Annotated in this window: 17 protein-coding genes; 5 read left to right on the top strand and 12 right to left on the bottom strand. The window is 60.5% G+C overall.

Annotated features, from left to right (window positions below):
• Positions 1–74: 74 nt before the first annotated feature.
• The 5 genes from ACZ0AZ_RS03345 to treP all read right to left on the bottom strand — a co-directional run bounded on the left by ACZ0AZ_RS03345 (position 75) and on the right by treP (position 7,392).
• A complete protein-coding gene (locus ACZ0AZ_RS03345) occupies positions 75–371 on the bottom strand; it encodes a PTS transporter subunit EIIB (protein WP_129997604.1) in 297 nt (98 codons plus the stop codon).
• Positions 372–373: 2 nt separating this feature from the next.
• Entirely contained in the window at positions 374–2,902 is a 2,529-nt protein-coding gene (ptsP, locus tag ACZ0AZ_RS03350; protein ID WP_463538707.1) for a phosphoenolpyruvate--protein phosphotransferase, read from the bottom strand.
• Between the two features lie 50 nt (positions 2,903–2,952).
• A complete protein-coding gene (locus tag ACZ0AZ_RS03355) occupies positions 2,953–4,176 on the bottom strand; it encodes a carbohydrate porin (protein ID WP_463538708.1) in 1,224 nt (407 codons plus the stop codon).
• 105 nt (positions 4,177–4,281) lie between these two features.
• Positions 4,282–5,928, bottom strand: coding sequence for an alpha,alpha-phosphotrehalase (gene treC, locus ACZ0AZ_RS03360; protein ID WP_463538709.1), 1,647 nt, complete (start codon positions 5,926–5,928; stop codon positions 4,282–4,284).
• A 21-nt stretch (positions 5,929–5,949) separates the two neighbouring features.
• On the bottom strand, positions 5,950–7,392 hold the full coding sequence (treP, locus tag ACZ0AZ_RS03365; RefSeq protein ID WP_415761568.1) for a PTS system trehalose-specific EIIBC component: 1,443 nt from the start codon (positions 7,390–7,392) through the stop codon (positions 5,950–5,952).
• A gap of 235 nt (positions 7,393–7,627) precedes the next feature.
• Between treP and treR the strand changes: the two genes are divergently transcribed.
• Together treR and ACZ0AZ_RS03375 are read left to right on the top strand one after the other, a co-directional pair.
• Positions 7,628–8,332, top strand: a complete 705-nt coding sequence (gene treR / locus ACZ0AZ_RS03370) for a trehalose operon repressor (RefSeq protein ID WP_463538710.1) — start codon at positions 7,628–7,630, stop codon at positions 8,330–8,332.
• 101 nt (positions 8,333–8,433) lie between these two features.
• Positions 8,434–11,562 carry a dermonecrotic toxin domain-containing protein gene (locus ACZ0AZ_RS03375; RefSeq protein ID WP_463538711.1) on the top strand — a complete coding sequence of 1,043 codons (3,129 nt, stop codon included), beginning with the start codon at positions 8,434–8,436 and terminating at the stop codon, positions 11,560–11,562.
• A gap of 77 nt (positions 11,563–11,639) precedes the next feature.
• On the opposite strand, the gene guaA is transcribed toward ACZ0AZ_RS03375, so the two are convergent.
• The 4 genes from guaA to ACZ0AZ_RS03395 all read right to left on the bottom strand — a co-directional run bounded on the left by guaA (position 11,640) and on the right by ACZ0AZ_RS03395 (position 16,418).
• Entirely contained in the window at positions 11,640–13,217 is a 1,578-nt protein-coding gene (guaA, locus tag ACZ0AZ_RS03380) for a glutamine-hydrolyzing GMP synthase (protein ID WP_016773344.1), read from the bottom strand.
• Positions 13,218–13,342: 125 nt separating this feature from the next.
• Positions 13,343–14,812, bottom strand: a complete 1,470-nt coding sequence (gene guaB / locus ACZ0AZ_RS03385) for an IMP dehydrogenase (RefSeq protein WP_016773343.1) — start codon at positions 14,810–14,812, stop codon at positions 13,343–13,345.
• Positions 14,813–14,917: 105 nt separating this feature from the next.
• Positions 14,918–15,466 (bottom strand): hypothetical protein, encoded by a 549-nt coding sequence (locus ACZ0AZ_RS03390; RefSeq protein WP_016773342.1) that lies wholly within the window; start codon positions 15,464–15,466, stop codon positions 14,918–14,920.
• Between the two features lie 184 nt (positions 15,467–15,650).
• On the bottom strand, positions 15,651–16,418 hold the full coding sequence (locus ACZ0AZ_RS03395) for a sulfite exporter TauE/SafE family protein (RefSeq protein WP_122752266.1): 768 nt from the start codon (positions 16,416–16,418) through the stop codon (positions 15,651–15,653).
• A gap of 220 nt (positions 16,419–16,638) precedes the next feature.
• On the opposite strand from ACZ0AZ_RS03395, the gene xseA reads away from it, so the two are divergent.
• The 3 genes from xseA to leuA all read left to right on the top strand — a co-directional run bounded on the left by xseA (position 16,639) and on the right by leuA (position 21,001).
• A complete protein-coding gene (gene xseA / locus ACZ0AZ_RS03400; RefSeq protein ID WP_042608330.1) occupies positions 16,639–18,018 on the top strand; it encodes an exodeoxyribonuclease VII large subunit in 1,380 nt (459 codons plus the stop codon).
• Between the two features lie 3 nt (positions 18,019–18,021).
• A complete protein-coding gene (locus ACZ0AZ_RS03405) occupies positions 18,022–18,843 on the top strand; it encodes a M23 family metallopeptidase (protein ID WP_129997610.1) in 822 nt (273 codons plus the stop codon).
• A 478-nt stretch (positions 18,844–19,321) separates the two neighbouring features.
• The gene (leuA, locus tag ACZ0AZ_RS03410) at positions 19,322–21,001 is read left to right on the top strand and encodes a 2-isopropylmalate synthase (protein WP_253495674.1); all 1,680 of its coding nucleotides are present in this window, start codon (positions 19,322–19,324) and stop codon (positions 20,999–21,001) included.
• A gap of 220 nt (positions 21,002–21,221) precedes the next feature.
• Here leuA and ACZ0AZ_RS03415 read toward each other — a convergent pair whose 3' ends face one another.
• The 3 genes from ACZ0AZ_RS03415 to der all read right to left on the bottom strand — a co-directional run bounded on the left by ACZ0AZ_RS03415 (position 21,222) and on the right by der (position 24,787).
• Entirely contained in the window at positions 21,222–22,013 is a 792-nt protein-coding gene (locus tag ACZ0AZ_RS03415) for an amidohydrolase (RefSeq protein WP_039761442.1), read from the bottom strand.
• Positions 22,001–23,149, bottom strand: coding sequence for a pyridoxal phosphate-dependent aminotransferase (locus tag ACZ0AZ_RS03420; protein ID WP_129997611.1), 1,149 nt, complete (start codon positions 23,147–23,149; stop codon positions 22,001–22,003). Before ACZ0AZ_RS03420 ends, ACZ0AZ_RS03415 begins: the two co-directional genes overlap by 13 nt.
• A 165-nt stretch (positions 23,150–23,314) precedes the next feature.
• Complete coding sequence (gene der / locus ACZ0AZ_RS03425) at positions 23,315–24,787, bottom strand: ribosome biogenesis GTPase Der (protein ID WP_024014210.1); 1,473 nt, start codon at positions 24,785–24,787, stop codon at positions 23,315–23,317.
• Between the last annotated feature and the right edge of the window lie 21 nt (positions 24,788–24,808).

Below are 24,808 nucleotides of genomic sequence, written 5' to 3' on the forward strand. Positions count from 1 at the left end.
GGACCCGCAAAAAGGCGAATACGATACACCCGCAGTTGAGAAACAGTAAGGGCGACCTGCGGCCGCACGTCTTGTCAGCCCTGCGCGCGCAGCCCGGTGATCAGGTGCAGCACGCCATCACCAATGGGCATGACACCTGCCACGCCGGCGACACTCAGGGCCTGATGGTCGACCCGCGCCTCGTCCTGCAGCGTCACGCGCACCCGGGTCAGCGCCACCGGCTGCTGCGACTTGATGTTAGCCACACCGCCCAGCGCGGCAATGATCTCGGCGCTCAAACCGGCAACCGGTTCGGCGGCGACTTTAACTTCATCCGGGACCAGATCCGGCGTCAGTGCCTTCCAGAATGCCTGCTGCAATTTGTCGAACATGTTCAATTCTCCATAACCGGCGAGGCATCGACTTTCGCCCCATGAAACTGCTGCAAGGCTTCGCGCACGTCGGCGGCGCTTTCGAGGTTCGAGACCTGTTCGGCGATGATGCGACAGTCGGCCAGATTCACTTCGCGCACCGCCGACTTGATCGCCGGAATCAACGGCACGCTCACCGACAGCTCATCCACACCCAGCCCCAGCAGCAACGGCACTGCAAGGCGTTCAGACGCCATGGCGCCGCAAACGCCGACCCATTTGCCGTGGGCATGGGCAGCCTTCACCGTCATCGCGATCAGGCGCAGCACCGAAGGGTGAAAGCTGTCCGCCTGACTGGCCAGACGCGGATGATCGCGGTCCATGGCGAGCGTGTATTGGGTGAGGTCGTTGGTGCCGATGGAGAAAAAATCCACGTGCGGCGCCAGTACATCGGCCATCAGCGCGGCGGCCGGCACTTCGATCATGATTCCCAGTTTCGGCAGGTGCGCCAGGCCCAGCACGCGCGCCTCCTGTTCAAGGATCTGCCGTGCCCGACGCAGCTCGGCCAGATTCGTGACCATCGGCAACATGATGTGCAGACGCGTCAGCTCCGAGCAGGCCAGCACGGCGCGAAATTGCTCACGCAACAATTGCGGGCGCTCAAGGCACAGGCGAATACCGCGCAAGCCGAGGAAGGGATTGGTTTCGCTGTCCATCGGCACGTAGGCCAGCGGCTTGTCGCCACCGACATCGAGGGTGCGCACCACCAGATTGTGTGCCGGCCCGATAGTGCGGGCGATGGCGCTGTAGGTGGCCACTTGTTCATCGTGGCTCGGCGCTTGCTGGCGACCCAGGTAGAGAAACTCCGAACGCAGCAGTCCAACGCCACTCGCGCCAAGCTCCATGGCCTGGGCGGTTTCTTCCTGCGAGGCAACGTTGGCGGTGACTTCGATGTGCTGACCGTCACGGGTACAAGCCGCCTCGCTGGCCTGCGCCAGTTCCTGCTGATGACGCTGGCGCTGGCGCTCATGCCGCGTGCGCAATTGATCGATGGACTCGGCGTCAGGGTGCAATTGCAGTTCGCCTTTGTCGGCATCGAGCAGGACCCGCGTGCCATTGTCGAGCCCGAGCATTTGCAGCGGCATGCCACAGATCGCAGGCAAGCCACAGGCCCGCGCGAGGATCGCGACATGGCTGGTAGCGCCGCCGCCAACGGTGGCAAACCCGAGCACCTTGCGCGTATCGAGCCCGGCGGTCTGCGAAGGGGTCAGTTGATCGGCGATCAGAATTGTGTCGTCCGGCAACTCCAGCGCTTGCTCGTGCACACCGAGAATCAGCTTCAGCACGCGCTGGCCGACATCATCCAGATCCGCCGCGCGTTCGGCCAACAAGGCATTGCCCAGCGAGCGGAACATCGCCGCCGTTGCGTCGGTGCTGGTCTTCCAGGCGAATGCCGCGCTTTTGCCCGCGTCGATCAGCGCCCTGGCCTGATCCAGCAGGCTCGGGTCGGCCAGGAGTTCCTGATGCGCCTTGAAGATTTCCGCCTGCGCCTGGCCGCTGGCGGTGTCGCGCAGATGTTGCAGGGCCATGTCGGCTTCGATCAGGGCCTGGCTCAAGGCCTCCAGTTCGATTGGCGGCTCGGCGCCGAACTCGTTGACCAGTAGCGATGCTTCGACGATCTGCATGACTTGCCCCAACGCCGAACCGGGCGAGGCGCAGACACCGCGCAGGATGTTCGGCATTTCTGCTGCAACAGCTTCGACCGGCGCGGACGCTGTCACCGCTTCGCCGCAGCCTTCGCTCAGCAAGCGGCTCAGCGCTGCGACCGCTGCTTCGGCATCTTCACCTTTGGCGCTGACTTGCACGCTGTCGCCATGGGCCGTCTGCAACGCCATGATCGCCACCAGGGATTTGCCGTTGGCTTGCGCTTGCAGCTTGTGCAGATGGATGGTCGCTGAAAATGCCTTGGCCGCTTGGGCGAATACTGCCGCCGGCCGCGCGTGCAGACCATTGGGATTGGGCAGGTTGATCGGCGACGAGCACACCGCATCGCCCGGCACCGGCGCTGGATGTTCGCCGACGGCTGCGCCGACCACGACGTCCAGCACCGGCTGGCCCACCTCGACCAACCCGGTTGAGCCGACCAATAAATCGAACGGCTCGCCACTGACCACCAGCATCAAGGTCAACAAACTGCGCGCGTGCAGGGCAATGTAGTCAGCATCGAAGTCGATCAGCGCCTGCCCCGCTTCGACCCGCTGCCCGGCTTCAACGCGGCGGGTAAATCCTTCGCCGGCGAGATTCACCGTGTCCAGGCCGATGTGCATCAACACCTGAACACCCGCATCACTGGTGATGGTGAGCGCATGCCCGCTGGCCTGCACGTCGCTGACCACACCAGCAAGCGGTGCGCAGAGCGTTGACGAAGTCGGGTCGATGCACAAACCGTCGCCGATGATCCGCCCGGCAAACACCGGATCGGGCACCTGGTCCAGCGCCATCAGCACGCCGGATAAAGGAGCCAGCAGCTGCAATTGTTGGGGTGTGGCCATGACATCACCTGAGCTTGTATTGATTGAATGAGCGGTCGCAGCCGCTTTGCTTATTTCCACCAGTATTCAACCTGCAAGCCGACATTGGCGCCGTGCCGCGCGTTGCCGAAGGCGCCCGTATCGGACAGTGCTGAACCTTTGGCCAACAGGTTGGCGGCACGCTTGGCTGCCTGGTTCCAGCTGGCATAGGTGTAATACAGACGCACCTCGGGCCGCGCCCAGAATTCCGGGCCTTTTGGTGACCAGGTCGGTGCAAAGGTGAACTTGCTCAGCTTGCGCGTGCCGTCCGCCGCCTCGACCCGATCGTGACCCAGTTCGGTCACCAGTTTGAACTGCTCGCTCAGTGCATAGGCCGGACGCACACCGAGGGACAGCCAGTTCTGGTCGGCGCCGCCCTGACGAATATCTTTCTGATACACCGCCTGGAATTGTCCGCCAAAACGCGGCGTCAGTTGCCAGTCGAAGAACTCGACGATGCGATAGCTCTTGTTGCGGTCATCGAGCCTGACGTTACCGGTATAGCCCAATCCGGTGCCCGGCCCTTCACCGTATTGCAGCGCCAGTTTGTTCTTGCCGCCGAGAAAGTCCTGCTGCACGTGCTGAGTGGTAATCGCCCAGCCACGGTGGGCGTCGCGGCTGTCGGGCTTGTCGATGTAGCTGAGGCCGAACTCCAGTTCTCCGCCGCGGTTGCTGTTGAAACCGCCGACATTGAAGTCGTGGCGGTTGATGTAATCCTTTTGGTAAAGGTTGTCCTTGCGCGAAAAGGCGTAGCTGTATTTCAGGCCACCGAGCAACACGTCTTCAATGCCTGCCCCGGTGGCGCTCTGGTTCCAGTAATAGAAATCGGAAATATGGATGTCGTTACGTTTGTAGTAACGCCGCCCGGCCCACAGCGAGCCGCCGTTGAGCGCGGGGATCGCCGACCACTGCGCATACGCCTGCGGCAAACGAATCGAGCCGTTGTCTTCCTTGAACGTCAGGCTGCGGTCATAGCGGTTATACAGCGAGGCCATGCCGTCGACGCTCAACACCGAGCCGTCGTCGAGGGTGTACAGATCCTGGCGCAGCTCGAGCTCACCGTACTGCTCGCACTCGTTGCCGAGGCGATATTTGGTCTGTGCGCCGGGCAACTGGAAACACGACTGACTGCCGCTGTTGACCGAAGTACCAACACCGCTGCGCAGATAGCCGCCAAACTCCAGCGCCTGAGAAGATGTAGGCATTGCCAGACAAAATCCGGCGACTGCCAAGCTGTAATTCATGGTTGTTTTCATATGCCACCCATTGTTTTTATTGTGTGGTTGCAGGAATTCAGCGCGCACAACTCCCCCGCGCAGCGTTCTGCGTGTTTTTTCAAAGGTTGTTATTCAGTTAAAAAATCAGGGGTCGGTCAGGTGCAGCACGAAGGATTCGTAAGGTCGCAAGTGCAGCACCCGTGTGCGTTGCGGACAGTCCGGGTAGTTGCTGATCAACAAGCGCTGTTCGTGAGTTTCGTCGATCAGTGCCGGTAGCTCGACCTCACACGCGGTGCCATAAAAGTTGTTCACCACTAACAAGCGTTCGCCCGTCCCCTCGCGCAGGTACGCCCAGACCTGTGGATGCTCCGGCAACAACTGCCGATAGATGCCATCGGAGATCAACGCTTCAGTGCGGCGTAAAGCGATCAGGCGTCGATAGTGATGCAGCACCGACTCCGGGTCGTGCAGCTGATGCGCGACGTTGATCTGCACAGCATTGGCCGGCACGCCAATCCAGGATTCACCACTTGTGAAACCGGCGTTGTGCCCGGCGTGCCAGTGCATCGGCGTGCGCCCGTTGTCGCGGGACTTCTGCATGATCGCCGCCAGGTTGTCGAGGTCGCTGGTGCCGGCTTCACGCTTGAGGCGAAAGATGTTCAGGGTCTCGACGTCACGGTACTGCTCGATGCTCTCAAAGCCGGGATTGGTCATGCCCAGTTCTTCACCTTGATAAACGAACGGCGTGCCCTGCAGAAAGTGCAGCGCCGTGCCGAGCATCTTCGCCGACAGCTCGCGGTATTCGCCGTCATTGCCGAACCGCGAGACCACGCGTGGCTGATCGTGGTTGCACCAGAACAGCGCATTCCAGCCGCCACCCGCCTGCATGCCGGTCTGCCAGTCGGACAGAATCTGCTTGAGCTGGAGGAAATCGAAATCGGCGCGCACCCATTTCTGCAGATTCGGGTAATCGACCTTCAGGTGATGAAAGTTGAAGGTCATCGACAGCTCTTTCGACCTCGGATTGGAGTAACGAATGCAGTGTTCGAGGCGGGTCGAAGACATTTCCCCGACGTTGATCAGCTCATGCCCTTCAAAGACCTCGCGGTGCATTTGCTGCAAGTACGCATGCACGTTAGGCCCATCGGTGTAGAAGCGCCGACCATCGCTGTCGTCCTCGGGGAAGTCCGCCGGTTTCGAGATCAGGTTGATCACGTCCAGACGAAAGCCACCGACACCCTTGTCGCGCCAGAAACGCATCATCTTGAACACTTCTTCGCGGACCTTGGGGTTGTCCCAATTGAGGTCGGCCTGGGTGTGGTCGAACAGGTGCAGGTAATACTGGCCGGTCTGCGCTTCGTATTCCCAGGCCGAACCGCCGAACTTGGATTCCCAGTTGTTCGGCTGGTCGCGCCAGATATAGAAGTCGCGATAAGGATTGTCGAGGCTGCTGCGCGCCTGCTGGAACCAGACATGTTCGATCGAGGTGTGGTTGACCACGATGTCGAGCATCAACTTGATCCCGCGTTTGCCCGCTTCGGCGATCAGCAGTTCACAGTCGGCCATGCTGCCGTAGCTCGGATCGACCGCGTAGTAGTCGCTGATGTCGTAGCCGTTGTCGCGCTGCGGAGAGCGCAGGAACGGCGTGATCCACAGGTAATCGACCCCTAGCCATTGCAGGTAATCGAGCTTGGCGACGATGCCGAGCAGATCGCCAGTGGCGTTGCCCGCATGGCTGTGAAAGCTCTTCGGGTAGATCTGGTAGATCACCGAACGTTGCCAGTCTTGCATGGCGCGACTCCTTTATTGATTTCAGGCAACCCGGTAACCCGGACGGACGATCTTCATGCTCAGCACACAGGTCAGGGCAAACGGCACGAGCATGGCGATCAGCATCCCGATGACGAACATCGGGATGAACTGCGGAACGATCGAGATGAAACCGGGCAGGCCACCGACGCCAATGGCCGAAGCCTGGATCTTGTTCAGCGAGAGGAACATGCAGCCCAGCGCCGAACCGGCCAGCGCGGCGTAAAACGGAAACTTGTAGCGCAGGTTGACGCCGAACATCGCCGGCTCGGTGATGCCGAAATACGCAGAAATCGCCGAGGTCGAGGCCATGCTCTTGTCCCGCGCATTGCGCGTCATCCAGAACACCGCCAGTGCCGCGCTGCCCTGCGCCAGATTGGACATGACGATCATCGGCCAGATGAAAGTGCCGCCCTGGCTGGAGATCAGTTGCAGGTCCACGGCGAGGAACATGTGGTGCATCCCGGTGATCACCAGCGGCGCATACAACAGGCCGAAAATCAGACCGCCCACCAACGGCGCCAGATCGAACAGCATCACCAGCCCTTCGGTGATGTAAATGCCGATATGCCGGGTCACCGGGCCGATAATCGCCAACGCCAGCACGCCGGTGACAACGATGGTGGTGATCGGCACCACCAGCAGCTGCACCGCGTTGGGCACGCGTGTGCGCAGCCATTTTTCGATCACGCTCATCACATAGGCTGCCAGCAGGATCGGCAGAATCTGCCCTTGGTAACCGACCTTTTCCACCTGGAACAGGCCGAGGATGTCGAAGTACGGCAACTGCTGCCCATCCAGCCCGGCAACGGCCTTGCCGTAATTCCAGGCATTGAGCAGATCCGGATGCACCAGCATCAGACCGAGGACGATGCCGAGGATCTCGCTGCCGCCGAAGCGCTTGGCCGCCGACCAGCCGACCAGCGCCGGCAGGAACACGAACGAGGTGTTGGCCATCAGGTTGATCAGGCTCCACAACCCGTCGAGGTTGGGATAGGCATCGAGCAGGGTCTGGCCCTCGATGAACATGCCCTTGGCGCCGAGCAGGTTGTTGATGCCCATCAACAGGCCGGCAATGATCAGCGCCGGCAGGATCGGCATGAACACATCGGAAAACACCCGCACCAGCCGCTGCATGGCGTTGATCTTCTCGGCGCTTTTCTGTTTAACGTCGGCGATGGTCGATGCCGCAAGACCTGTCTGCTGGCGCAGTTCGGCATAAACCTTTTCCACATCACCCGGGCCGATGACCACTTGATACAACCCGCCGGTGAAGAACGAACCCTTGACCAGATCGACGCCATTGAGCGCGGCCACATTCACCAGCGCGGGGTTCTTCAGCGCCAGGCGCAAACGCGTGACGCAATGCGCCGCCTGCTCGATGTTGTCGCGGCCACCGAGGCTTTCCAGCAGCTCTCGGGCAATGTTCGGATAGTCATGGCTCATGCTTGTTCTTCCGTCGTGGATTGTTGTTATTGGCAGCACGCCGAGAGGAAAAATACTCGTCTGTACGAGTTAATGCAACAACTCGTCTGTACGAGTCTGCATCCGTGGATGAACGTCAGAAAAACGCGGATTCTTCCTACTCTGACTTAAGATGTTTTCCTTCGTCCGCATGGACAAACCCCTACCCTGCCCTTAAGGTTCGGGGTTTTGAGCACCGTCGGCACAGAGTCCAGCCATGAGCAAATACAACCAGATCTACAGCGATTTGCTTGCCAGTATCACCACCCAGCGCTTGGAGCGCGGCGCCCGGCTGCCTTCCGAAACCGAACTGATGGACACCTATCAGGCCAGCCGTGGCACGGTGCGCAAGGCCATCGACCAGTTGCAGGAGCGCGGTTTCGCTCAGAAGATTCACGGCAAAGGCGCGTTCGTGCTGTCGACCAACCCGATCGAATTCCAGCTCGGCGGCATCGTCAGCTTCCAGGAGACCCACCCGCGACTGGGCAACGACGTCAGCACCGAAGTGGTCGAGATGTGTCAGGTGCCGCTTGAAGGTGCATTGCTTGAACATATCAATGCCGAACCCGGCAGCCCGATCACCCGGATCAAGCGGGTACGGCGCATCGACGGCAAACGCGTCATCCTCGACATCAACCACTTCGTCAGCGACGTGATCCCCGACCTGTCAGCAGACATTGCCGAACATTCGATCTACGCCCACATCGAACAGACCCTGCAACTGCAGATCGCCTACGCCCAGCGCACCATCGAAGCAGTTGCGTGCAGCAAGGACGATCAACAGCATCTGGACCTCGACGGCCAGAGCCACGTCATCGTGGTCAGCAACCAGACCTTCCTGCAGGACGGCCGCCAGTTCGAATACACCGAGTCACGGCATACGCTGGACAAGTTTTATTTTTCGGATGTGGCGCGGCGCTGAGGCGATATCTTTCGATACGCAACACGCAATAGCCGAGTAACACCCTCCCCTTGAGCACATCGGTCATCTTCCGCCTTTGTGTCTCAAGGATGAACACCCGCATGACCGCTCCCGAACGTCGTCTGCTGCCAAACGCAGCGGACAAAACCGCCCTCAAAGCCATCGCCACGACCATTGTGCAGAACTGCCCGAGCCTGCTCGATGCGGCCCGGCAAGTTGCGATCGAACTGCTGACCGACAAAGGGCTATCCGGCCTCGATCCCGACCAGGTTTATTTCCATCGATTCAAAACGGCGCAAAGCAGCACGCTGACCTTTACCGGTTGGGAACACTTGCTGGAAAAGCCTTATGAAACGCTCACCCTCACGCAGTTGGTGATCCATCGATTTCGTGCGACCGATCAAGACAACGCAGATTTGCTGGGCCTTTACTGTGGCTTCTACTCGGATGGCCCGGACGCGGAGAATTTCAATCAGAGCAACGAAGTGCGACTGCTTGGCAGCGATGTGCTGAAGGCATTCTGGGCCGTTGATTTCAGCACGCGTTACAGCGATCAATTGGCCAAATTCTGGCAAACCTCGTCGGAAGATTTCCGCGCCATGGCCAAGTGCAGTTTCCTCAGTCAGGCGGTGCAGGCGCTGCAACAGGGGGACGTTGACGGCAATGATTTTCAACGCATCGTCAGCTCGCTGATCGGCCCCGTTACCTGGCCGGTAACCCTGCAAATGCTCCGATCGACGTACCCGGTCGGCGCGCAGGTGCGCACGCTGGATCTGGACGGTCACGTCGCCACCAACGTGCTGCGTCTGGTCGAAGACAGTGGCCGGCAGACCCTTTACCTGCCGGGACAAGCCCAGGCCTTTCGGCTGATGGACACTGCGGCGGATCTGCACTGGTGGTTGCTCGAACAGATGAATTCAGAGCAGAAACGCCCTTTGTTTCTCAAGCACTTCTCGCTGGCTGACAGCAATCACATCACCGAGAACCTCACTGATTTGATGAACCGTTTGGTGAGCACCTGGGGTCACAGCGATCACCGGATGATCAACCGCAGCAACGTTGCGATCAGCGGTGATGCCTTCACGTGGTTAAGCGATTCGACTCGCGCGGGCATGGCTGCCGAGGCGCATCTGGTGCTCACGTCCAACAGTGATCTGCGCAAGAAACTCTGGACCGGGTATCTGAGCGCCGGGCTGAAAGTGTTCGGCCCGATGGCGGCCGTGGGCTGGCCTGTGGCTTTGCCCTTGATCGGCGCCGGCGTCGCGAACATGGGGCTGAACATCGATCAGGCGATCAACGGCATTACGGCGACCGAACGTAGAGCCGGGGTGATCGGTGCGGTGCTCAGCGCTATCGAAACCGTATTCAATGTGCCGTTCCTGATCGGCACCGGCGCGCAACTGGAAGTCGGGCCACAGGTCGAGTATGCCGAGGCTGAAGAGATGCGTGGTCTGGTCGAGCTTGCCTCGGCTGACACGCGATTATTGCCACCTGTGGATCCGCCACCCGTCACAGCGGCTGAAGAAGCGAGCAGCGAGTTGGCAAACGAGATACCCAGCGGGGCGACATTCGTCGACGTCACTGAGCCCTTGAATACGCCTGCTACACGGCAAGGTTCGACATTTCCACAAGTACCTGCCAGCTATCGATGCAACGAGTTACTTGCGCAACATTCCGTAGAGGCGACGCTGGGGAAATACGAAGGCATTTACCGCCTCGACAACGAGCCCGGCCATGCCATCGAAATGGATGGCGATGCCTATTACGTGCGCTACTTCGCCGACTCGCAGGACAGCGGCAACTGGGCAATCATCGATCCCGAGCGCCCCAACCAGTTCGCTTATTCGTTGCCGGTCCGCCTGGGAAGCGCTGGCAAGTGGGAGCGCATGCCTGCGCTGCGGCTGCGCGGAGGCGGCCAATGCGTGGGCAAAGCGTGTGCGCCGGAGACAGATTTGAGCCCTTCTGAGGCAACACCATCGGTGGATCTGCCACGCGTCGAACCGCTTCCTGGCGTTTCGTGCCCGCTGCGCCTGGTTACTGCGCTCAAAGATATTTCAGAGACGGAAAAACCCGGAATGAGGAGATGGGCAATGAACTTGCCCAACGCTTCTGCCGAGTCAACAAGCGCTGGACGCCGTTATTTACCGGCTACCGACCGTTACCAGGCGCATTTCAGCGAACAACGAACAGCACTGCTGAACAACGCCGGAGAATTCTTTCGAGAGCTGAAATGGACAAATCTGCCGGGACGGCCGCTCATTCCGCAAATCGATCCCTTGATGCAAACCGAAGAGCTGATAGATCTGATGTTTGCCAATACCGATGGACTGGCGGTCGGTGAAACCCTCGATCGCATCGCCAGCATGCGCTTCATGATCGAGAACATGCCAACGTTCGCGCGGCATATCAGAACGCTCTACGTGCGTGGATTGCTGAGTGATTTCGCCCAAGAGGACCTCAACCATTTCTACCTCTCTGGAGACATGTCAGAGGACCTCACTACCTATTTGTCCAGCCTGGGTACCGACCCTGAAAACCGGTTCAACATGCTCGAATTGATCAGGTCTGCCCAAGCCAATGGCGTCCGCGTCCATGGACTGGACGCAGCACAAACCTGCACGCTGAAAGTCCCACTCACTTCGATCGAAGAGCAGATGATCAAGACCCGCCTGGCAACGCAGATCATGGAGCGTGACAAGCTCCTCAACAGACCCGGCAAGTGGGTGGCTCTGGTCGATGCCACGAACACCAATACCTTCAGGGACCTGCCAGGCATAAGCGAACTCAGGGGCGGTATCGGTTTGCGCATCGAAGAAGTCTGGCCCGACGAGGCAGCCGACGTCAGGATTGACCCGGGCGTGGAAGTCGCTCGCGGTCCGTTTCACAACGGGGCGACGACAAGCAACGCCTTCGACCCTCTGTTCGCTGACCTGCGATTGCAGGTCAAGGCCCCCGTGCCGCCATGGAATGACGCTACGCTGGAAAAGCTTCTGCATCGCAATGGCATGTTCGTGATACGAAAAACAGAACCCAGCACATACACACTCGTGCGGCGCAACAGCGCCAGCAACATCGTGCAAACAAGGGTGCATTGCACCGCAGATGGCCGGTTTTATATCTGGGACCAGTCGATGCGCCGCATCACCGGCATGATATTCCGCGACATCGCCGCAGTAGCCGAGCGCCTGATCGAGCTCGGCATGACCCTGCAAAGTCGTTTACCCACCTGACCTGTTTGCAGGGGCCTGAAACGAAAAAACCCTTGGCTTCACACCAAGGGTTTTTCGTTATTCGAACCGCAGCGGGATCACTCCCACTCAATCGTCGCCGGCGGCTTGCTCGACACGTCGTAAGTAACGCGCGAGATGCCTTCGATTTCGTTGATGATGCGGCCGGATACGGTTTCCAGCAGTTCGTAAGGCAGGTGCGCCCAACGCGCGGTCATGAAGTCGATGGTTTCCACGGCACGCAGGGCCACGACCCAGGCGTAACGGCGGCCGTCACCGACCACGCCGACCGATTTGACTGGCTGGAATACTACGAACGCCTGGCTGACCTTGTGGTACCAGTCGGCCTTGCGCAGTTCTTCGATGAAGATGTGGTCGGCGCGACGCAGCAGGTCGGCGTATTCCTTCTTCACTTCACCGAGGATGCGCACGCCCAGGCCTGGGCCCGGGAACGGGTGGCGGTAGACCATGTCGTACGGCAGGCCCAGTTCCAGGCCCAGACGACGGACTTCGTCCTTGAACAGTTCGCGCAGGGGCTCGACCAGTTTCAGGTTCATCTCTTCCGGCAGGCCGCCCACGTTGTGGTGCGACTTGATCACGTGGGCCTTGCCGCTTTTCGCGCCAGCCGACTCGATCACATCCGGGTAGATGGTGCCCTGAGCGAGGTACTTGATGTTGTCCAGCTTGCACGATTCGGCATCGAACACGTCAATGAAAGTGCGGCCGATGATCTTGCGCTTCTTCTCCGGGTCGGCTTCGCCGGCCAGGTTGTTGAGGAACTGCTCTTCAGCGTTGGCGCGGATCACTTTGACGCCCATGTTCTCGGCAAACATGGCCATCACTTGCTCGCCTTCGTGCAGACGCAGCAGGCCGTTGTCGACGAAGACGCAGGTCAACTGGTCGCCGATGGCCTTGTGCAGGAGCGCAGCAACCACCGAGGAATCAACGCCGCCGGACAGGCCCAACAGAACGTTGTCAGTGCCGACCTGGGCGCGGATGTTGGCGATGGCGTCTTCAGCGATCTTCGACGGCGTCCACAGGGCTTCACAGCCGCAGATGTCCAGCACGAAGCGCGAAAGGATGCGCCCGCCCTGCTTGGTGTGGGTCACTTCCGGGTGGAACTGCACGCCGTAGTAAGCGCGGTCGTCGTTGAACATACCGGCGATCGGGCAGCTTGGGGTGCTGGCGAGGATGTGGAAGTCTTCCGGCATCTTCGTAACTTTGTCACCGTGGCTCATCCACACGTCGAGGCCGAACAGGCCGTCGGCGTCGATGTGGTCTTCGATGCCGTCGAGCAGGCGGCTCTTGCCGACCACGTCAACGCGGGCGTAACCGAACTCACGCAGTTCGGAACCTTCAACCTTGCCGCCCAGTTGCTCGGCCATGGTCTGCATGCCGTAGCAGATGCCGAACACCGGAACGCCCAGATCGAACACCGCCTGCGGGCAGCGCGGGCTGTTGGCTTCGTGCACGGACTCGGGGCCGCCGGCGAGGATGACGCCTTTAGGGGCGAATTCGCGGATCGCATCTTCGTCCATGTCGAACGGGTGCAGTTCGCAGTACACGCCGATCTCGCGCACGCGGCGGGCAATCAGCTGGGTGTATTGCGAACCGAAGTCGAGGATCAGGATGCGGTGAGCGTGAATGTCGAGGGCCATGAAAGAAACTCTGAAAAGCAGTTGCAAGCTTCAAGCTGCAAGCTGCAAGTAATCGGAAGCCGGGCGGCACTGCTCTGACGCAGCACCGCTTGCAGCTTGTAACTTGTGGCTTAGAGCTGTCGGCGTCAGCCGACCCGGTAGTTCGGCGCTTCCTTGGTGATCTGCACGTCGTGAACGTGGGACTCGGCCATGCCGGCACCGGTGATCCGCACGAACTCGGGCTTGGTACGCATTTCTTCGATGTTGGCGCTGCCGGTGTAACCCATCGAGGAACGCAGGCCGCCCATCAACTGGTGAATGATCGCGCTCAGGGTGCCTTTGTACGGCACACGGCCCTCGATGCCTTCCGGAACCAGTTTCTCGGCGCCTGCCGAGGAGTCCTGGAAGTAACGGTCGGACGAGCCTTGGGCCTGGGACATGGCGCCCAGCGAACCCATGCCGCGATAAGCCTTGTACGAACGGCCCTGGAACAGTTCGATTTCGCCCGGCGCTTCTTCGGTACCGGCGAACATCGAGCCCATCATCACGCAGGACGCACCGGCCACGATGGCCTTGGACAGGTCACCGGAGAAACGGATACCGCCGTCGGCGATCAACGGCACGCCGGTGCCTTCAAGGGCGGCGGCGACGTTGGCGATGGCGCTGATTTGCGGCACGCCGACACCGGCGACGATACGGGTGGTGCAGATCGAGCCAGGGCCGATACCGACCTTGACTGCGTCGGCGCCCGCTTCGGCCAGCGCCTTGGCGGCAGCGCCGGTGGCGATGTTGCCGCCGATCACCTGCACTTCAGGGAAGTTCTCCTTGACCCAGCGTACGCGGTCGATCACGCCTTTGGAGTGACCGTGTGCGGTGTCGACCACCACCACGTCCACGCCGGCATTGACCAGTGCAGTCACGCGATCACCGGTGTCTTTACCGGTGCCGACCGCAGCGCCAACGCGCAGACGACCTTGATCGTCCTTGCTGGCCAGCGGGTAGGCTTTGGCTTTTTCGATGTCGTTGACAGTCATCATGCCTTTGAGAGCGAATTTGTCGTCGACGATCAGCACGCGCTCGATGCGGTGCTTGTGCAGCAGTTCACGGACGTCGTTCTTGTCGGCGCCTTCCTTGACCGTGACCAGACGCTCTTTAGGCGTCATCACTTCGCGGACAGTGGCTTCCAGACGGTTTTCGAAACGTACGTCGCGGGAGGTGACGATGCCGACCAGGTCGCCATCGTGCAGTACCGGAACGCCGGAAATGTTGTGCAGACGGGTCAGTTCGAACAGATCACGTACCGTGGCATCGGCCTCGATGGTGATGGGATCCTTGACCACACCGGCTTCGAACTTCTTGACCTTGCGCACTTCGGCAGCTTGCTGCTCGATGGTCATGTTCTTGTGGATAATGCCGATGCCACCTTCCTGAGCCATGGCAATCGCCAGACGGGCTTCAGTAACGGTATCCATGGCGGCAGAAACCAGAGGAATATTCAGTTCGATGCCACGGGTAAGACGGGTCTTGAGACTGACTTCGTTGGGAAGCACCTCGGAATAACCGGGCACTAGGAGAATGTCGTCGAATGTCAGAGCTTCTTGGCTGATACGCAGCATCGCGGGGGCTCCCGAGCGGGAAAATGGAAGCGCGCCATTATAGTCAGACACCCCCTGCTGTTCAATGTAAAACTCAGCCTAATTGATAGATGGAAAAGCCCGGCCCTACAGCTCCACCTTGACCCAAGAGACAGGTTGATCTAGCCAATCGGCGAACTCGTCGATAAAGCTCTGCTTGAACCCCGCCTCCAGCCAATTATTGAAAATGAAACCGAGGTTGGAAAACGCGCACTCCTGCAAAAACAGGAAGCCGTTGATGTCGTCCTCATGCCCGCATTCGGGGCAGGTGAAATTGTCGGTGCGACCTGGAAACCAGTCTTCAAGACTTTCGAACAGCGCCTCGCCCACTTCGCGGCGGCACTCGGCGCAACCAGCCTCCTCGAGAAAACCTTTGGCCGGGGTGTAGATGCAGCGCTTGGTGACGATCTCCAGGCCGTTGATCGGTTCGCCGAACGGCAGCGCTTCGGGGTACAGCACCACAGCGCGAGCACCGTCGGCGATGGCGTGGGCCATGCGGTTGCCGGTGCGGCCGCAGGTGGTCAGCTGTTCTTCGATGATGTTCTTGCGCACCAGCCAGCGCACGATCGCCCGCGCCCGGGGCTCGTGCACCGGCAGGGTGGAGATTTTCGGGACGATGATGCTTTGCGAGTTCATGGTGGAGCCTGCGACGTCAAATGGAAGTTCTGCGGTGCTCACTCCGCCGTCTTCGCGGGCAAGCCCGCTCCCACAGGGATCTCGGTCGATCACGAAAGTTGTGTACACCAGAGAAACCTGTGGGAGCGGGCTTGCCCGCGATGGCGTCAGTGCGGCCGGCAGCTTAATCGCTGAAGAAATCCGGTCAAGTGCTGAAATAGCGCACGATCAACGCGATGCCGCTGGCCAGCACCAGCCACGTCACCAGCCGCACAAACGCCTCGCGCGACAACCTCATGGTCAGCCGCCGGCCGATCCACAAGCCCAGCGCCATCGCCGGCAACAGACACAGCGCCAGCATCAACAAGGGTAGCTCGGCATACACACCGGCGATGACAAACAGACTCAAGCGCACCACGGTGCTGCAACTGATCAACGCACTTTGCGTGGCCCGCGCCGCGTCCTTGGGCAGGCGGCTGTTCAGATAGATCGCGTAAAGAAAGCCGCCGCTGCCAAACAACGCGCCGAACAACCCGCCCACTGTGCCCATCGGCACCGCCCACGCTGCCGACAACTGTGCCGGCCGCGCTTTCACCCACAGGCTGTAAACCGCATAGGCGCTGATAAACAGCCCCATCAAAAGCAGTAACAGATCGGATTTCAGATTCAGCAGGAAGATCACCCCCAACGTGCAGCCGATCGCCATGCACGGCAGCAGCCTGAGCAATTCCGGCTTGGCGACGTCGCGCCGCGAGGGCAGCAGATTGCCGAATGCCGCGACGAAATCCAGCAGCACCAGCAGCGGTACGATCTTCGACAGTGGCATGAACAGAATCAGCATCGGCCCCGCGACCAGCGCCGTGCCGAAACCGGCGATGCCGAAGACGATGTAGGCCAGGGCGATGGCCACCCCGATGACCGCCCAACCGCCCGCGCCCCACGACCACTCGCCCAACAACTCCATCATGCTCATCGTCCGCATCCTTTATAAGACCGCGCTGACTGTAGCCAGTAGCGGGCGGCACGACCAGATATCAAATTGATCCCATGTGGGAGCGAGCCTGCTCGCGAAGGCGGAGTGTCATCCCCGTTGTTGTCCGCTGACACAATGCTTTCGCGAGCAGGCTCGCTCCCACAGGGTTTTGTGTGGGAGTCATGGTGATTGGCGGGCAAATGCCATTAAACTGCGCCCCATGATTAAAGATCCCTTTGCAAGACTTGGCCTGGACCGTGAAGTCCTGACCGTCAGCCAGCTCAACGGCCGCGCGCGGGTGTTGCTGGAAGACGTGTTCAGCAATATCTGGGTCGAAGGCGAAATCTCCAACCTCGCGCGCCCGGCGTCCGGCCACGTCTACTTCACCCTCAAGGACAGCGGCGCGCAGGTGCGTTGCGCATTGTTCCGGCAGAACGCCGCCCGCGTGCGCCAAGCGTTGAAGGACGGTCTGGCGGTCAAGGTGCGCGGCAAGGTTTCGCTGTTCGAAGGCCGTGGCGACTATCAGCTGATCCTCGACACCGTGGAGCCGGCCGGTGACGGTGCGCTGCGTCTGGCCTTCGATGCGCTGAAGGAAAAACTCAGCGCCGAAGGCCTGTTCAGTGCCGAACGCAAAGTGCCGCTGCCCGCGCATCCGCAGCGCATCGGCATCATCAGCTCGCCGACCGGCGCGGTAATTCGCGACATTATCAGCGTGTTTCGCCGCCGCGCCCCGCAGGTGCAACTGACCCTGATTCCGACTGCCGTACAGGGCCGCGAGGCCACCGCGCAAATCGTCCGCGCGCTGAAAATGGCCGATGCACGCGGCTTCGACGCGCTGATCCTCGCCCGTGGCGGCGGCTCGCTGGAAGACCTCTGGTGCTTCAACGAAGAAGCCGTGGCCCGCGCAGTCGATGCCTGCGTGACGCCGATCGTCAGCGCCGTCGGCCATGAAACCGATGTTTCGATCAGCGATTTTGTTGCCGACGTCCGCGCACCGACACCCTCGGCCGCCGCCGAACTGCTCGCCCCGGATTCCAGCCATCTGATCCGTCAGGTCGAGAGCCTGCACCGGCGTCTGGTGATGCGCATGCGTGATCGCTTGATGCGTGATCGCCTGCGTCTCGAAGGCATGGCGCGACGGTTGCGGCATCCCGGCGAACGTCTGCGCCAGCAGGCCCAGCGTCTGGACGATCTGGACATGCGCATGCGTCGTGCCTTCGAGCGCAGTCTCAATACCCGCCGCGAACGCCTGATCCGTCTGGAAACCCGCCTCGCCGGGCAACATCCGGGGCGCCAACTGGCGATGCTCCGTCAGCGCCTCGAAAGTCTCGCCGAACGTCTGCCCCGCGCCATGCGCGATGGTCTGAAACAGCGCCGACAGCAATTGCACAGTCAGATGCAGACCCTGCATGTGGTCAGCCCGTTGGCGACCCTCGGTCGTGGTTACAGCATTTTGCTCGACGAGCGCGGCCACGCGATTCGCAACGCTGCACAGACTCACACCGGCCAGCGTCTGAAAGCCAGGCTGGGCGAAGGCGAACTGCAAGTGCGCGTCGAGGACAATCACCTGACGCCCGTCACCCTTTCTTTACTGGACTGATCCATGCCGCGTTTTCTGGCTCCACTGCTGTTGCTCTGCCTGACCTTCAACGCCCACGCCGACAGTTACATCACTCGGCTGCTGAACAAACCGGTACCAGGCGGCGTCGCCGTGGTGGATCTGGGCACCGCCGCGCAGGCGCCGAAAGCCACCTATCAGGGCAAGCCGGTGCTGGTGGTCAAGGAACAGAACAACTGGCTGGCGATCGTCGGCGTACCGCTGACGGTCAAGCCCGGTGCGCAGCAGATCAGCAGCGCTGGGCGCACTTTGCCGTTCACCGTCGGCAGCAAGAAATACCCGGAACAGCACATCACCCTGAAGAACAAACAGCAGGTCAACCCGAATGCCGACAACCTCAAGCGCATCGAGGGTGAACTGTCGGAACAGATCGCGGCTTACCGCAGTTTCAGCCCGAACACGCCGAGCAATCTGCTGCTGGACAAACCGGTCAACGGGCCGCTGTCGAGCAAGTTCGGTGTGCGTCGTTTCTTCAATGGCGAAGAGCGCAATCCTCACGCCGGCCTCGATTTCGCAGTGCCCGCGGGCACGCCAATCAAGACCCCGGCGGCGGGCAAGGTGATTCTGATCGGCAATTACTTCTTCAACGGCAACACCGTGTTCGTCGATCATGGCCAGGGCTTTATCAGCATGTTCTGCCATATGTCGAAGATCGACGTGAAGAACGGCCAGCAACTGGCGCGCGGCGCGGTGGTCGGCAAGGTTGGCGCCACAGGGCGGGCAACCGGGCCGCATATGCACTGGAACGTCAGCCTGAATGACGCGCGGGTGGATCCGGCGATATTCATTGGTGCGTTTCAACCGTAATCGTTGTGTCGAGGCTGCTGGCCTATTCGCGGGCAAGCCCGCTCCCACAGTGTCCGTGTCGTACAAAAATCTCATGTACACCCGAATAACCTGTGGGAGCGGGCTTGCCCGCGAATGCGCCCTGACCAACACCACAAGGCCCCATGACACACCGCCGGCTCGATTGCGCCCCTACCAAGCCCCACGCAAAAATAACGATACTCGAGTGAATCAGGCGCAATAAAATCGCGCAAAATCGCGACTTTCGGGTATTCCTCTCAATTTTTTCCGACTGCTTGCCATCCTTTCCCCTCGCGGTTAGGGTTGAAGCCATGAAAACCTCTCACACCCTCATTCAGCTTCGCCAGCACCGCAGCCTGTGCCTCGTCAGCGCACGACTGCCAGGCTGAATCGCTGCGCCTCGTCCCACGCTTTTCCAAGAACATTCGTTCAACCGGCAGGCCGCCTCTTTTCGGCCCAGACAACAAGGAATTTCCCGATGAGCATGCTCAAAGACCCGTCTTCGAAATACCGCGCGTTTCCCGTCATCAACCTGCCGGATCGCACCTGGCCGTCGAAAACCATCGACGCCGCGCCGATCTGGTGCAGCTCCGACCTGCGTGACGGCAACCAGTCGCTGATCGAGCCAATGGACGCGGCGAAGAAGCTGCGCTTCTGGAAAACCCTGGTGCAGGTCGGTGTGAAGGAAATCGAAGCGTCGTTCCCTGCCGCGTCGCAAACCGACTTCGACTTCGTGCGTACCCTGATCGAAGAAGGCCACATCCCCGACGACACCACCATTCAGGTGCTGACCCAGGGCCGTGAAGATCTGATCGAGCGCACCTTCGAATCCCTGCGCGGGGCGAAGAAAGCCATCGTTCACCTGTACAACGCCACCTCGCCTTCTTTCCGTCGCATCGTCTTCAACCAGGACAAGGACGGCATCAAGGCCATCGCGGTCAACGCGGCCAAGCTGTTCGTCAAGTACGCAGCACTGCAGCCGGAAACCGAGTGGACCTTCGAATACTCGCCGGAAACCTTCAGCGCCACTGAGCTGGAGTTCGCCAAGGAAGTCTGTGACGCCGTGATCGAGGTGTGGAATCCGACGCCTGAGCACAAGATGATCCTCAACCTGCCGGCCACCGTCGAATGCGCGACGCCGAACGTTTACGCCGACCAGATCGAATGGTTCGGCCGCAACATCAACCGTCGTGACAGCGTGATCATCAGCCTGCACACCCACAACGACCGTGGCACCGGCGTCGCGGCCACAGAGCTAGGCCTGATGGCCGGCGCCGATCGCGTCGAAGGCTGCCTGTTCGGCAACGGCGAACGCACCGGTAACGTCGACCTCGTCACTGTCGCGCTGAACATGTACACCCAGGGCGTCGACCCTGAGCTGGATTTCTCCGACATCGACGGCGTGCGCAAGGTCGTCGAAGAGTGCAACCAGATCCAGGTGCACCCGCGTCATCCGTACGTTGGCGACCTGGTGCACACCGCGTTCTCCGGCTCGCACCAGGACGCAATCCGCAAGGGCTTCGCCCAGCAGAAACCGGACACCTTGTGGGAGGTGCCGTACCTGCCGATCGACCCGGCCGACATCGGTCGCAGCTACGAAGCGGTGATCCGCGTCAACAGCCAGTCGGGCAAGGGCGGCATCGCTTACTTGCTGGAGCAGGAATACGGCATCAGCCTGCCGCGTCGCATGCAGATCGAGTTCAGCCAGGTGGTGCAGCGTGAGACCGATCGCCTCGGCCTGGAAATGACCGCCAAGCAGATTCACTCGCTGTTGATCAGCGAATATCTGCAGGCCAACACTCCCTACGCGCTGGTCAGCCATCGTTTGCAGGAAGAGAACGGCAACAGCGCCGTTGAAGTCGAAGTGGCGAGCAAAGGTCAGGGCGAAACCAACCTGCATTGGCGCGGCAAGGGCAACGGTGCGCTGGAAGCACTGGTCGCCGGCCTGCCGATTCCGGTGGAGATCATGGACTACAACGAACACGCGATCGGCGCGGGCACCAATGCCAAAGCGGCGGCCTATATCGAATTGCGGGTGAACGGTGAACGTGCGGTGCACGGCGTGGGTATCGATGAAAACATCACCACCGCCAGCTTCAAGGCATTGTTCAGCGCGCTGAACCGCTCGCTGAGCCAGCCAGAGGCAAAAGCCGCGTAATCGACTGCCGAAATGCGAAAGGCCCCGGAGTGCAAACTCCGGGGCCTTTTTTTGCCTACAGGTTTTGCGATCGTTCCCACGCTCCGCGTGGGAACGATCAGACAGGTTTCTGGCTGACTTTTATGGCCCCTTCGCGAGCAGGCTCGCTCCCACATTTGGAATGCATTTCCCTGTGGGAGCGAGCCTGCTCGCGAATGCGTCCTGACAGGCGCAGGGAGTATCAGGTGAACTCGAAAGTGTCGGCATCCAGGTTCGCCGGAAAACGCTCTCGATACGCCGCCAACGGCGCAGCTTCCAGAACCACCTTGAACACGCCATCCGCCTCCCCCGCCGCCAGCAATGTCTCGCCCTGGAAATCCAGCACCTGACTGTCACCGGTATAGGCGAAGCCCTTGCCGTCGCTGCCGACCCGGTTCACCGCCGCCACATAGCAGAGATTTTCAATCGCTCGTGCCGGCAGCAGGCGGTTCCAGTGCAGACGCCGCGCGCCCGGCCAATTGGCGGTGTACAGCAGCAGATCGGTGTCCTGCGCATCGCGGCTCCACACCGGGAAACGCAGGTCGTAGCAGATCAGCGGACGAATCCGCCAGCCCTTGAGCTCGAACTGCACCTGCCGCTCGCCGGGCGTGTAATGGTTGTGCTCGCCGGCCATGCGAAACAGGTGCCGCTTGTCGTAATGCAGCACTTCGCCGTCCGGCCGTGCCCAGAGCAAGCGATTGCGATGGCTGCCGTCAGCCGCCTGAATGATCACGCTGCCCGTGATGACCGCATCGAACTTCGCCGCCTGCGCCCGCAGCCATTTGCTGGTCGGGCCGTTTTCGGCTTCGGCGAGGGTTTCCGATTCCATGGAAAAACCGGTGGTGAACATCTCCGGCAGGATGATCAGATCGGCGCCCCGGGCCTGCTCCAGTAGCAGCTCGAAATGCTCCAGGTTAGCCTGGCGGTCGTGCCAGGCCAGGCTGGTCTGGATCAGCGCCAGGGTCAGGTCTGGCAATGCACTCAAATCACGCATAGCTTCGCCGCCGCTTCACGCAGCGTCTCCTCGCGTTTGGCAAAGCACAGGCGTATCAGGCGCTGGCCTTGCGGTGGATGCTGGTAAAACACCGACACCGGAATGCTCGCGACACCGTGCTCGCGAGTCATCCACATGGCCATCTCAACATCGTTCAGATCCGGACGGATCTGCGAATAATCGACCAACTGGAAATAGGTGCCGGTGACTCGGGTAAAACTGAAGCGCGACGGCGCGAGCAGATCGCAGAACAGATCGCGCTTGGCCTGATAGAAACCCGGCAGCTCTTCAACGTGTTCCGGGTGCTCGGCCATGTAATCGGCCAGCGCGTATTGCAGCGGCGTGACGCCACAGAAACTGACGTACTGATGCACCTTGCGCAATTCGGCCGTCAGCGCTGGCGGGGCGACGACGTAACCGGTTTTCCAGCCAGTGACGTGGTACGTCTTGCCGAAGGAACTGACCACGAACGCGCGCTGATACAGCTCTTCATGGGCCAGCACGCTGACATGCGGGACGCCGTCGAAAACCAGGTGCTCGTAGACTTCGTCGCTGATCAGATAGATGTCGCGATCGCGGATCAACGCCGCCAGTTGGTCGAGTTCGGCGCGGCTGATCAAGGCGCCGCTGGGGTTATGCGGGGTGTTGATGACGATCATCTTCGTGCGCGGGCTCAGGGCCGCAGCGAGCTGATCGAAATCAATGGAGAAATCGTTCGGACTCAGTTGTACATGCACGCAACGACCACCCGCCAATTCCGTCGCCGGTGCGTAGCTGTCGTAGCACGGATCAAAGACGATGACTTCGTCGCCGCTATGGATAACGGCCTGAATCGCGCAGAAGATCGCCTGGGTCGCGCCGGGCGTTACCGTCACTTCATGATCGGCATCGACAGTCACGCCGTAGCTGCGGGCGATCTTGGCCGCGATCTGCTGACGCAACGCCGGCAAACCGGTCATCGGCGAATACTGGTTGTGGCCACTGGCGATATGCCGCCCGACCGCATCACGCAACGACTGCGGGCCGTCGAAATCCGGAAAACCCTGGGACAGGTTGATCGCGCCGGTCTGCGCCGCGAGCTGAGACATCTGCGTGAAAATAGTGATGCCGACATTCGGCAGCTTGCTGGTGATCATCGGGAGCCCCTTGCAGGTGAGCTGCAAGTTTCAAGCGACAAGCTGCAAGTTTCAAGCGGCAAGGTAAATTCGCCGCCCACAAAAAAGGGCTTCATACGAAGCCCTCTCTGCTTTACCGCTTTTACTTGAAGCTTGCAGCTTGCAGCTTGAAACTCGCAGCTGCTTCTATTTCTTGTCGCGGCGCTTCTTGCTGGCTTTCTTGTTGTGCGACATCAAGCGACGCTTTTTGTTGACCTGGCGGTCGGTCAGCGTGTTCTTGTTGCCTTCGTACGGGTTCTCGCCGCCCTTGAACTCGATGCGGATCGGTGTACCGACCAGCTTCAGTACACGACGGTAAGTGTTTTCCAGATAGCGCACGTACGACTTCGGCACTTTCTCGATCTGGTTACCGTGGATCACGATGATCGGCGGGTTCGCACCACCCAAGTGAGCGTAACGCAGCTTGATCCGGCGGTTGTTGACCATCGGCGGCGCGTGCTCGCCCACCGCATCTTCGAGAATCTGGGTGAGGCGGTTGGTCGGCCAGCGGGTCACAGCGGACTTGAACGAGTTCTGCACCGAAGCGTAGAGGTTGCCCACGCCCGTGCCGTGCAGTGCCGAGATAAAGTGGATGTCGGCGTAGTCGACGAAGAACAGCCGGCGTTGCAACTCGACTTTGACGAAGTCGCGCTCGCTCGGCGTCATGCCGTCCCACTTGTTGATCGCGATGACCAGCGCACGACCGGACTCGATCGCGAAGCCCAGCAGGTTCAGGTCGTGGTCGACCACACCCTCGCGGGCGTCCATGACGAAGATCACCACGTTGGCGTCTTTGATCGCCTGCAGGGTTTTGACCACGGAGAATTTTTCGACTTCTTCGTGGATCTTGCCGCGCTTGCGCACACCGGCGGTGTCGATCAGCGTGTACTTCTCTTCATTGCGCTCGAACGGAATGTAGATGCTGTCACGGGTAGTGCCCGGCTGGTCATACACGATGACCCGGTCTTCACCAAGCATGCGGTTGACCAGGGTCGACTTGCCGACGTTCGGACGACCGATGATGGCGATCTTGATCCCGTCTTTTTCGCTCGGGCCAGGAATGCGCTTGGCTTCCTCGCCTTCGGCAACGACTTCTTCCTCTTCGCCTTCAGCCGGCTCGTCATCATCACGCGGGAATTCGCTCAGGGCGGCTTCCAGCAATTGCGTGATGCCACGGCCGTGGGCGCCGGCGATCGGGATCGCGTGGCCCATGCCCAGCGGGGCAAATTCGGCGCGGGCCATTTCCGGGTCGATGTTGTCGACCTTGTTGGCCACCACGTGGGAACGCTTGTTACGTTTGCGCAAATGCTCGGCGATCATCTGGTCGGCAGCGGTAAAACCGGCCTTGGCATCTACCAGAAACAGCACCACATCGGCTTCTTCGATGGCCAGCAGCGACTGCTCGGCCATTTTTTCGTCCATACCATGTTCGTCACCGGAGATACCGCCGGTGTCGATCAGAATGTAGGAACGCCCTTGCCACTTGGCCTCACCGTACTGGCGATCACGGGTCAGACCGGACAGGTCGCCGACGATGGCGTCACGAGTCCTGGTCAGGCGGTTGAACAAGGTGGACTTGCCGACGTTCGGTCGGCCCACCAGGGCGATTACGGGAACCATGCGGCTCTCCACTGCGTTATT

It is taken from the genome of Pseudomonas sp. AC239, assembly GCF_979258545.1.

Excerpts from the sequence above, each read along its gene's own strand:
- ACZ0AZ_RS03345 (WP_129997604.1), bottom strand. The coding sequence starts at position 371 with ATGTTCGACAAATTGCAGCAGGCATTCTGGAAGGCACTGACGCCGGAT.
- ptsP (WP_463538707.1), bottom strand. The coding sequence starts at position 2,902 with ATGGCCACACCCCAACAATTGCAGCTGCTGGCTCCTTTATCCGGCGTG.
- ACZ0AZ_RS03355 (WP_463538708.1), bottom strand. The coding sequence starts at position 4,176 with ATGAAAACAACCATGAATTACAGCTTGGCAGTCGCCGGATTTTGTCTG.
- treC (WP_463538709.1), bottom strand. The coding sequence starts at position 5,928 with ATGCAAGACTGGCAACGTTCGGTGATCTACCAGATCTACCCGAAGAGC.
- treP (WP_415761568.1), bottom strand. The coding sequence starts at position 7,392 with ATGAGCCATGACTATCCGAACATTGCCCGAGAGCTGCTGGAAAGCCTC.
- treR (WP_463538710.1), top strand. The coding sequence starts at position 7,628 with ATGAGCAAATACAACCAGATCTACAGCGATTTGCTTGCCAGTATCACC.
- ACZ0AZ_RS03375 (WP_463538711.1), top strand. The coding sequence starts at position 8,434 with ATGACCGCTCCCGAACGTCGTCTGCTGCCAAACGCAGCGGACAAAACC.
- guaA (WP_016773344.1), bottom strand. The coding sequence starts at position 13,217 with ATGGCCCTCGACATTCACGCTCACCGCATCCTGATCCTCGACTTCGGT.
- guaB (WP_016773343.1), bottom strand. The coding sequence starts at position 14,812 with ATGCTGCGTATCAGCCAAGAAGCTCTGACATTCGACGACATTCTCCTA.
- ACZ0AZ_RS03390 (WP_016773342.1), bottom strand. The coding sequence starts at position 15,466 with ATGAACTCGCAAAGCATCATCGTCCCGAAAATCTCCACCCTGCCGGTG.
- ACZ0AZ_RS03395 (WP_122752266.1), bottom strand. The coding sequence starts at position 16,418 with ATGAGCATGATGGAGTTGTTGGGCGAGTGGTCGTGGGGCGCGGGCGGT.
- xseA (WP_042608330.1), top strand. The coding sequence starts at position 16,639 with ATGATTAAAGATCCCTTTGCAAGACTTGGCCTGGACCGTGAAGTCCTG.
- ACZ0AZ_RS03405 (WP_129997610.1), top strand. The coding sequence starts at position 18,022 with ATGCCGCGTTTTCTGGCTCCACTGCTGTTGCTCTGCCTGACCTTCAAC.
- leuA (WP_253495674.1), top strand. The coding sequence starts at position 19,322 with ATGAGCATGCTCAAAGACCCGTCTTCGAAATACCGCGCGTTTCCCGTC.
- ACZ0AZ_RS03415 (WP_039761442.1), bottom strand. The coding sequence starts at position 22,013 with ATGCGTGATTTGAGTGCATTGCCAGACCTGACCCTGGCGCTGATCCAG.
- ACZ0AZ_RS03420 (WP_129997611.1), bottom strand. The coding sequence starts at position 23,149 with ATGATCACCAGCAAGCTGCCGAATGTCGGCATCACTATTTTCACGCAG.
- der (WP_024014210.1), bottom strand. The coding sequence starts at position 24,787 with ATGGTTCCCGTAATCGCCCTGGTGGGCCGACCGAACGTCGGCAAGTCC.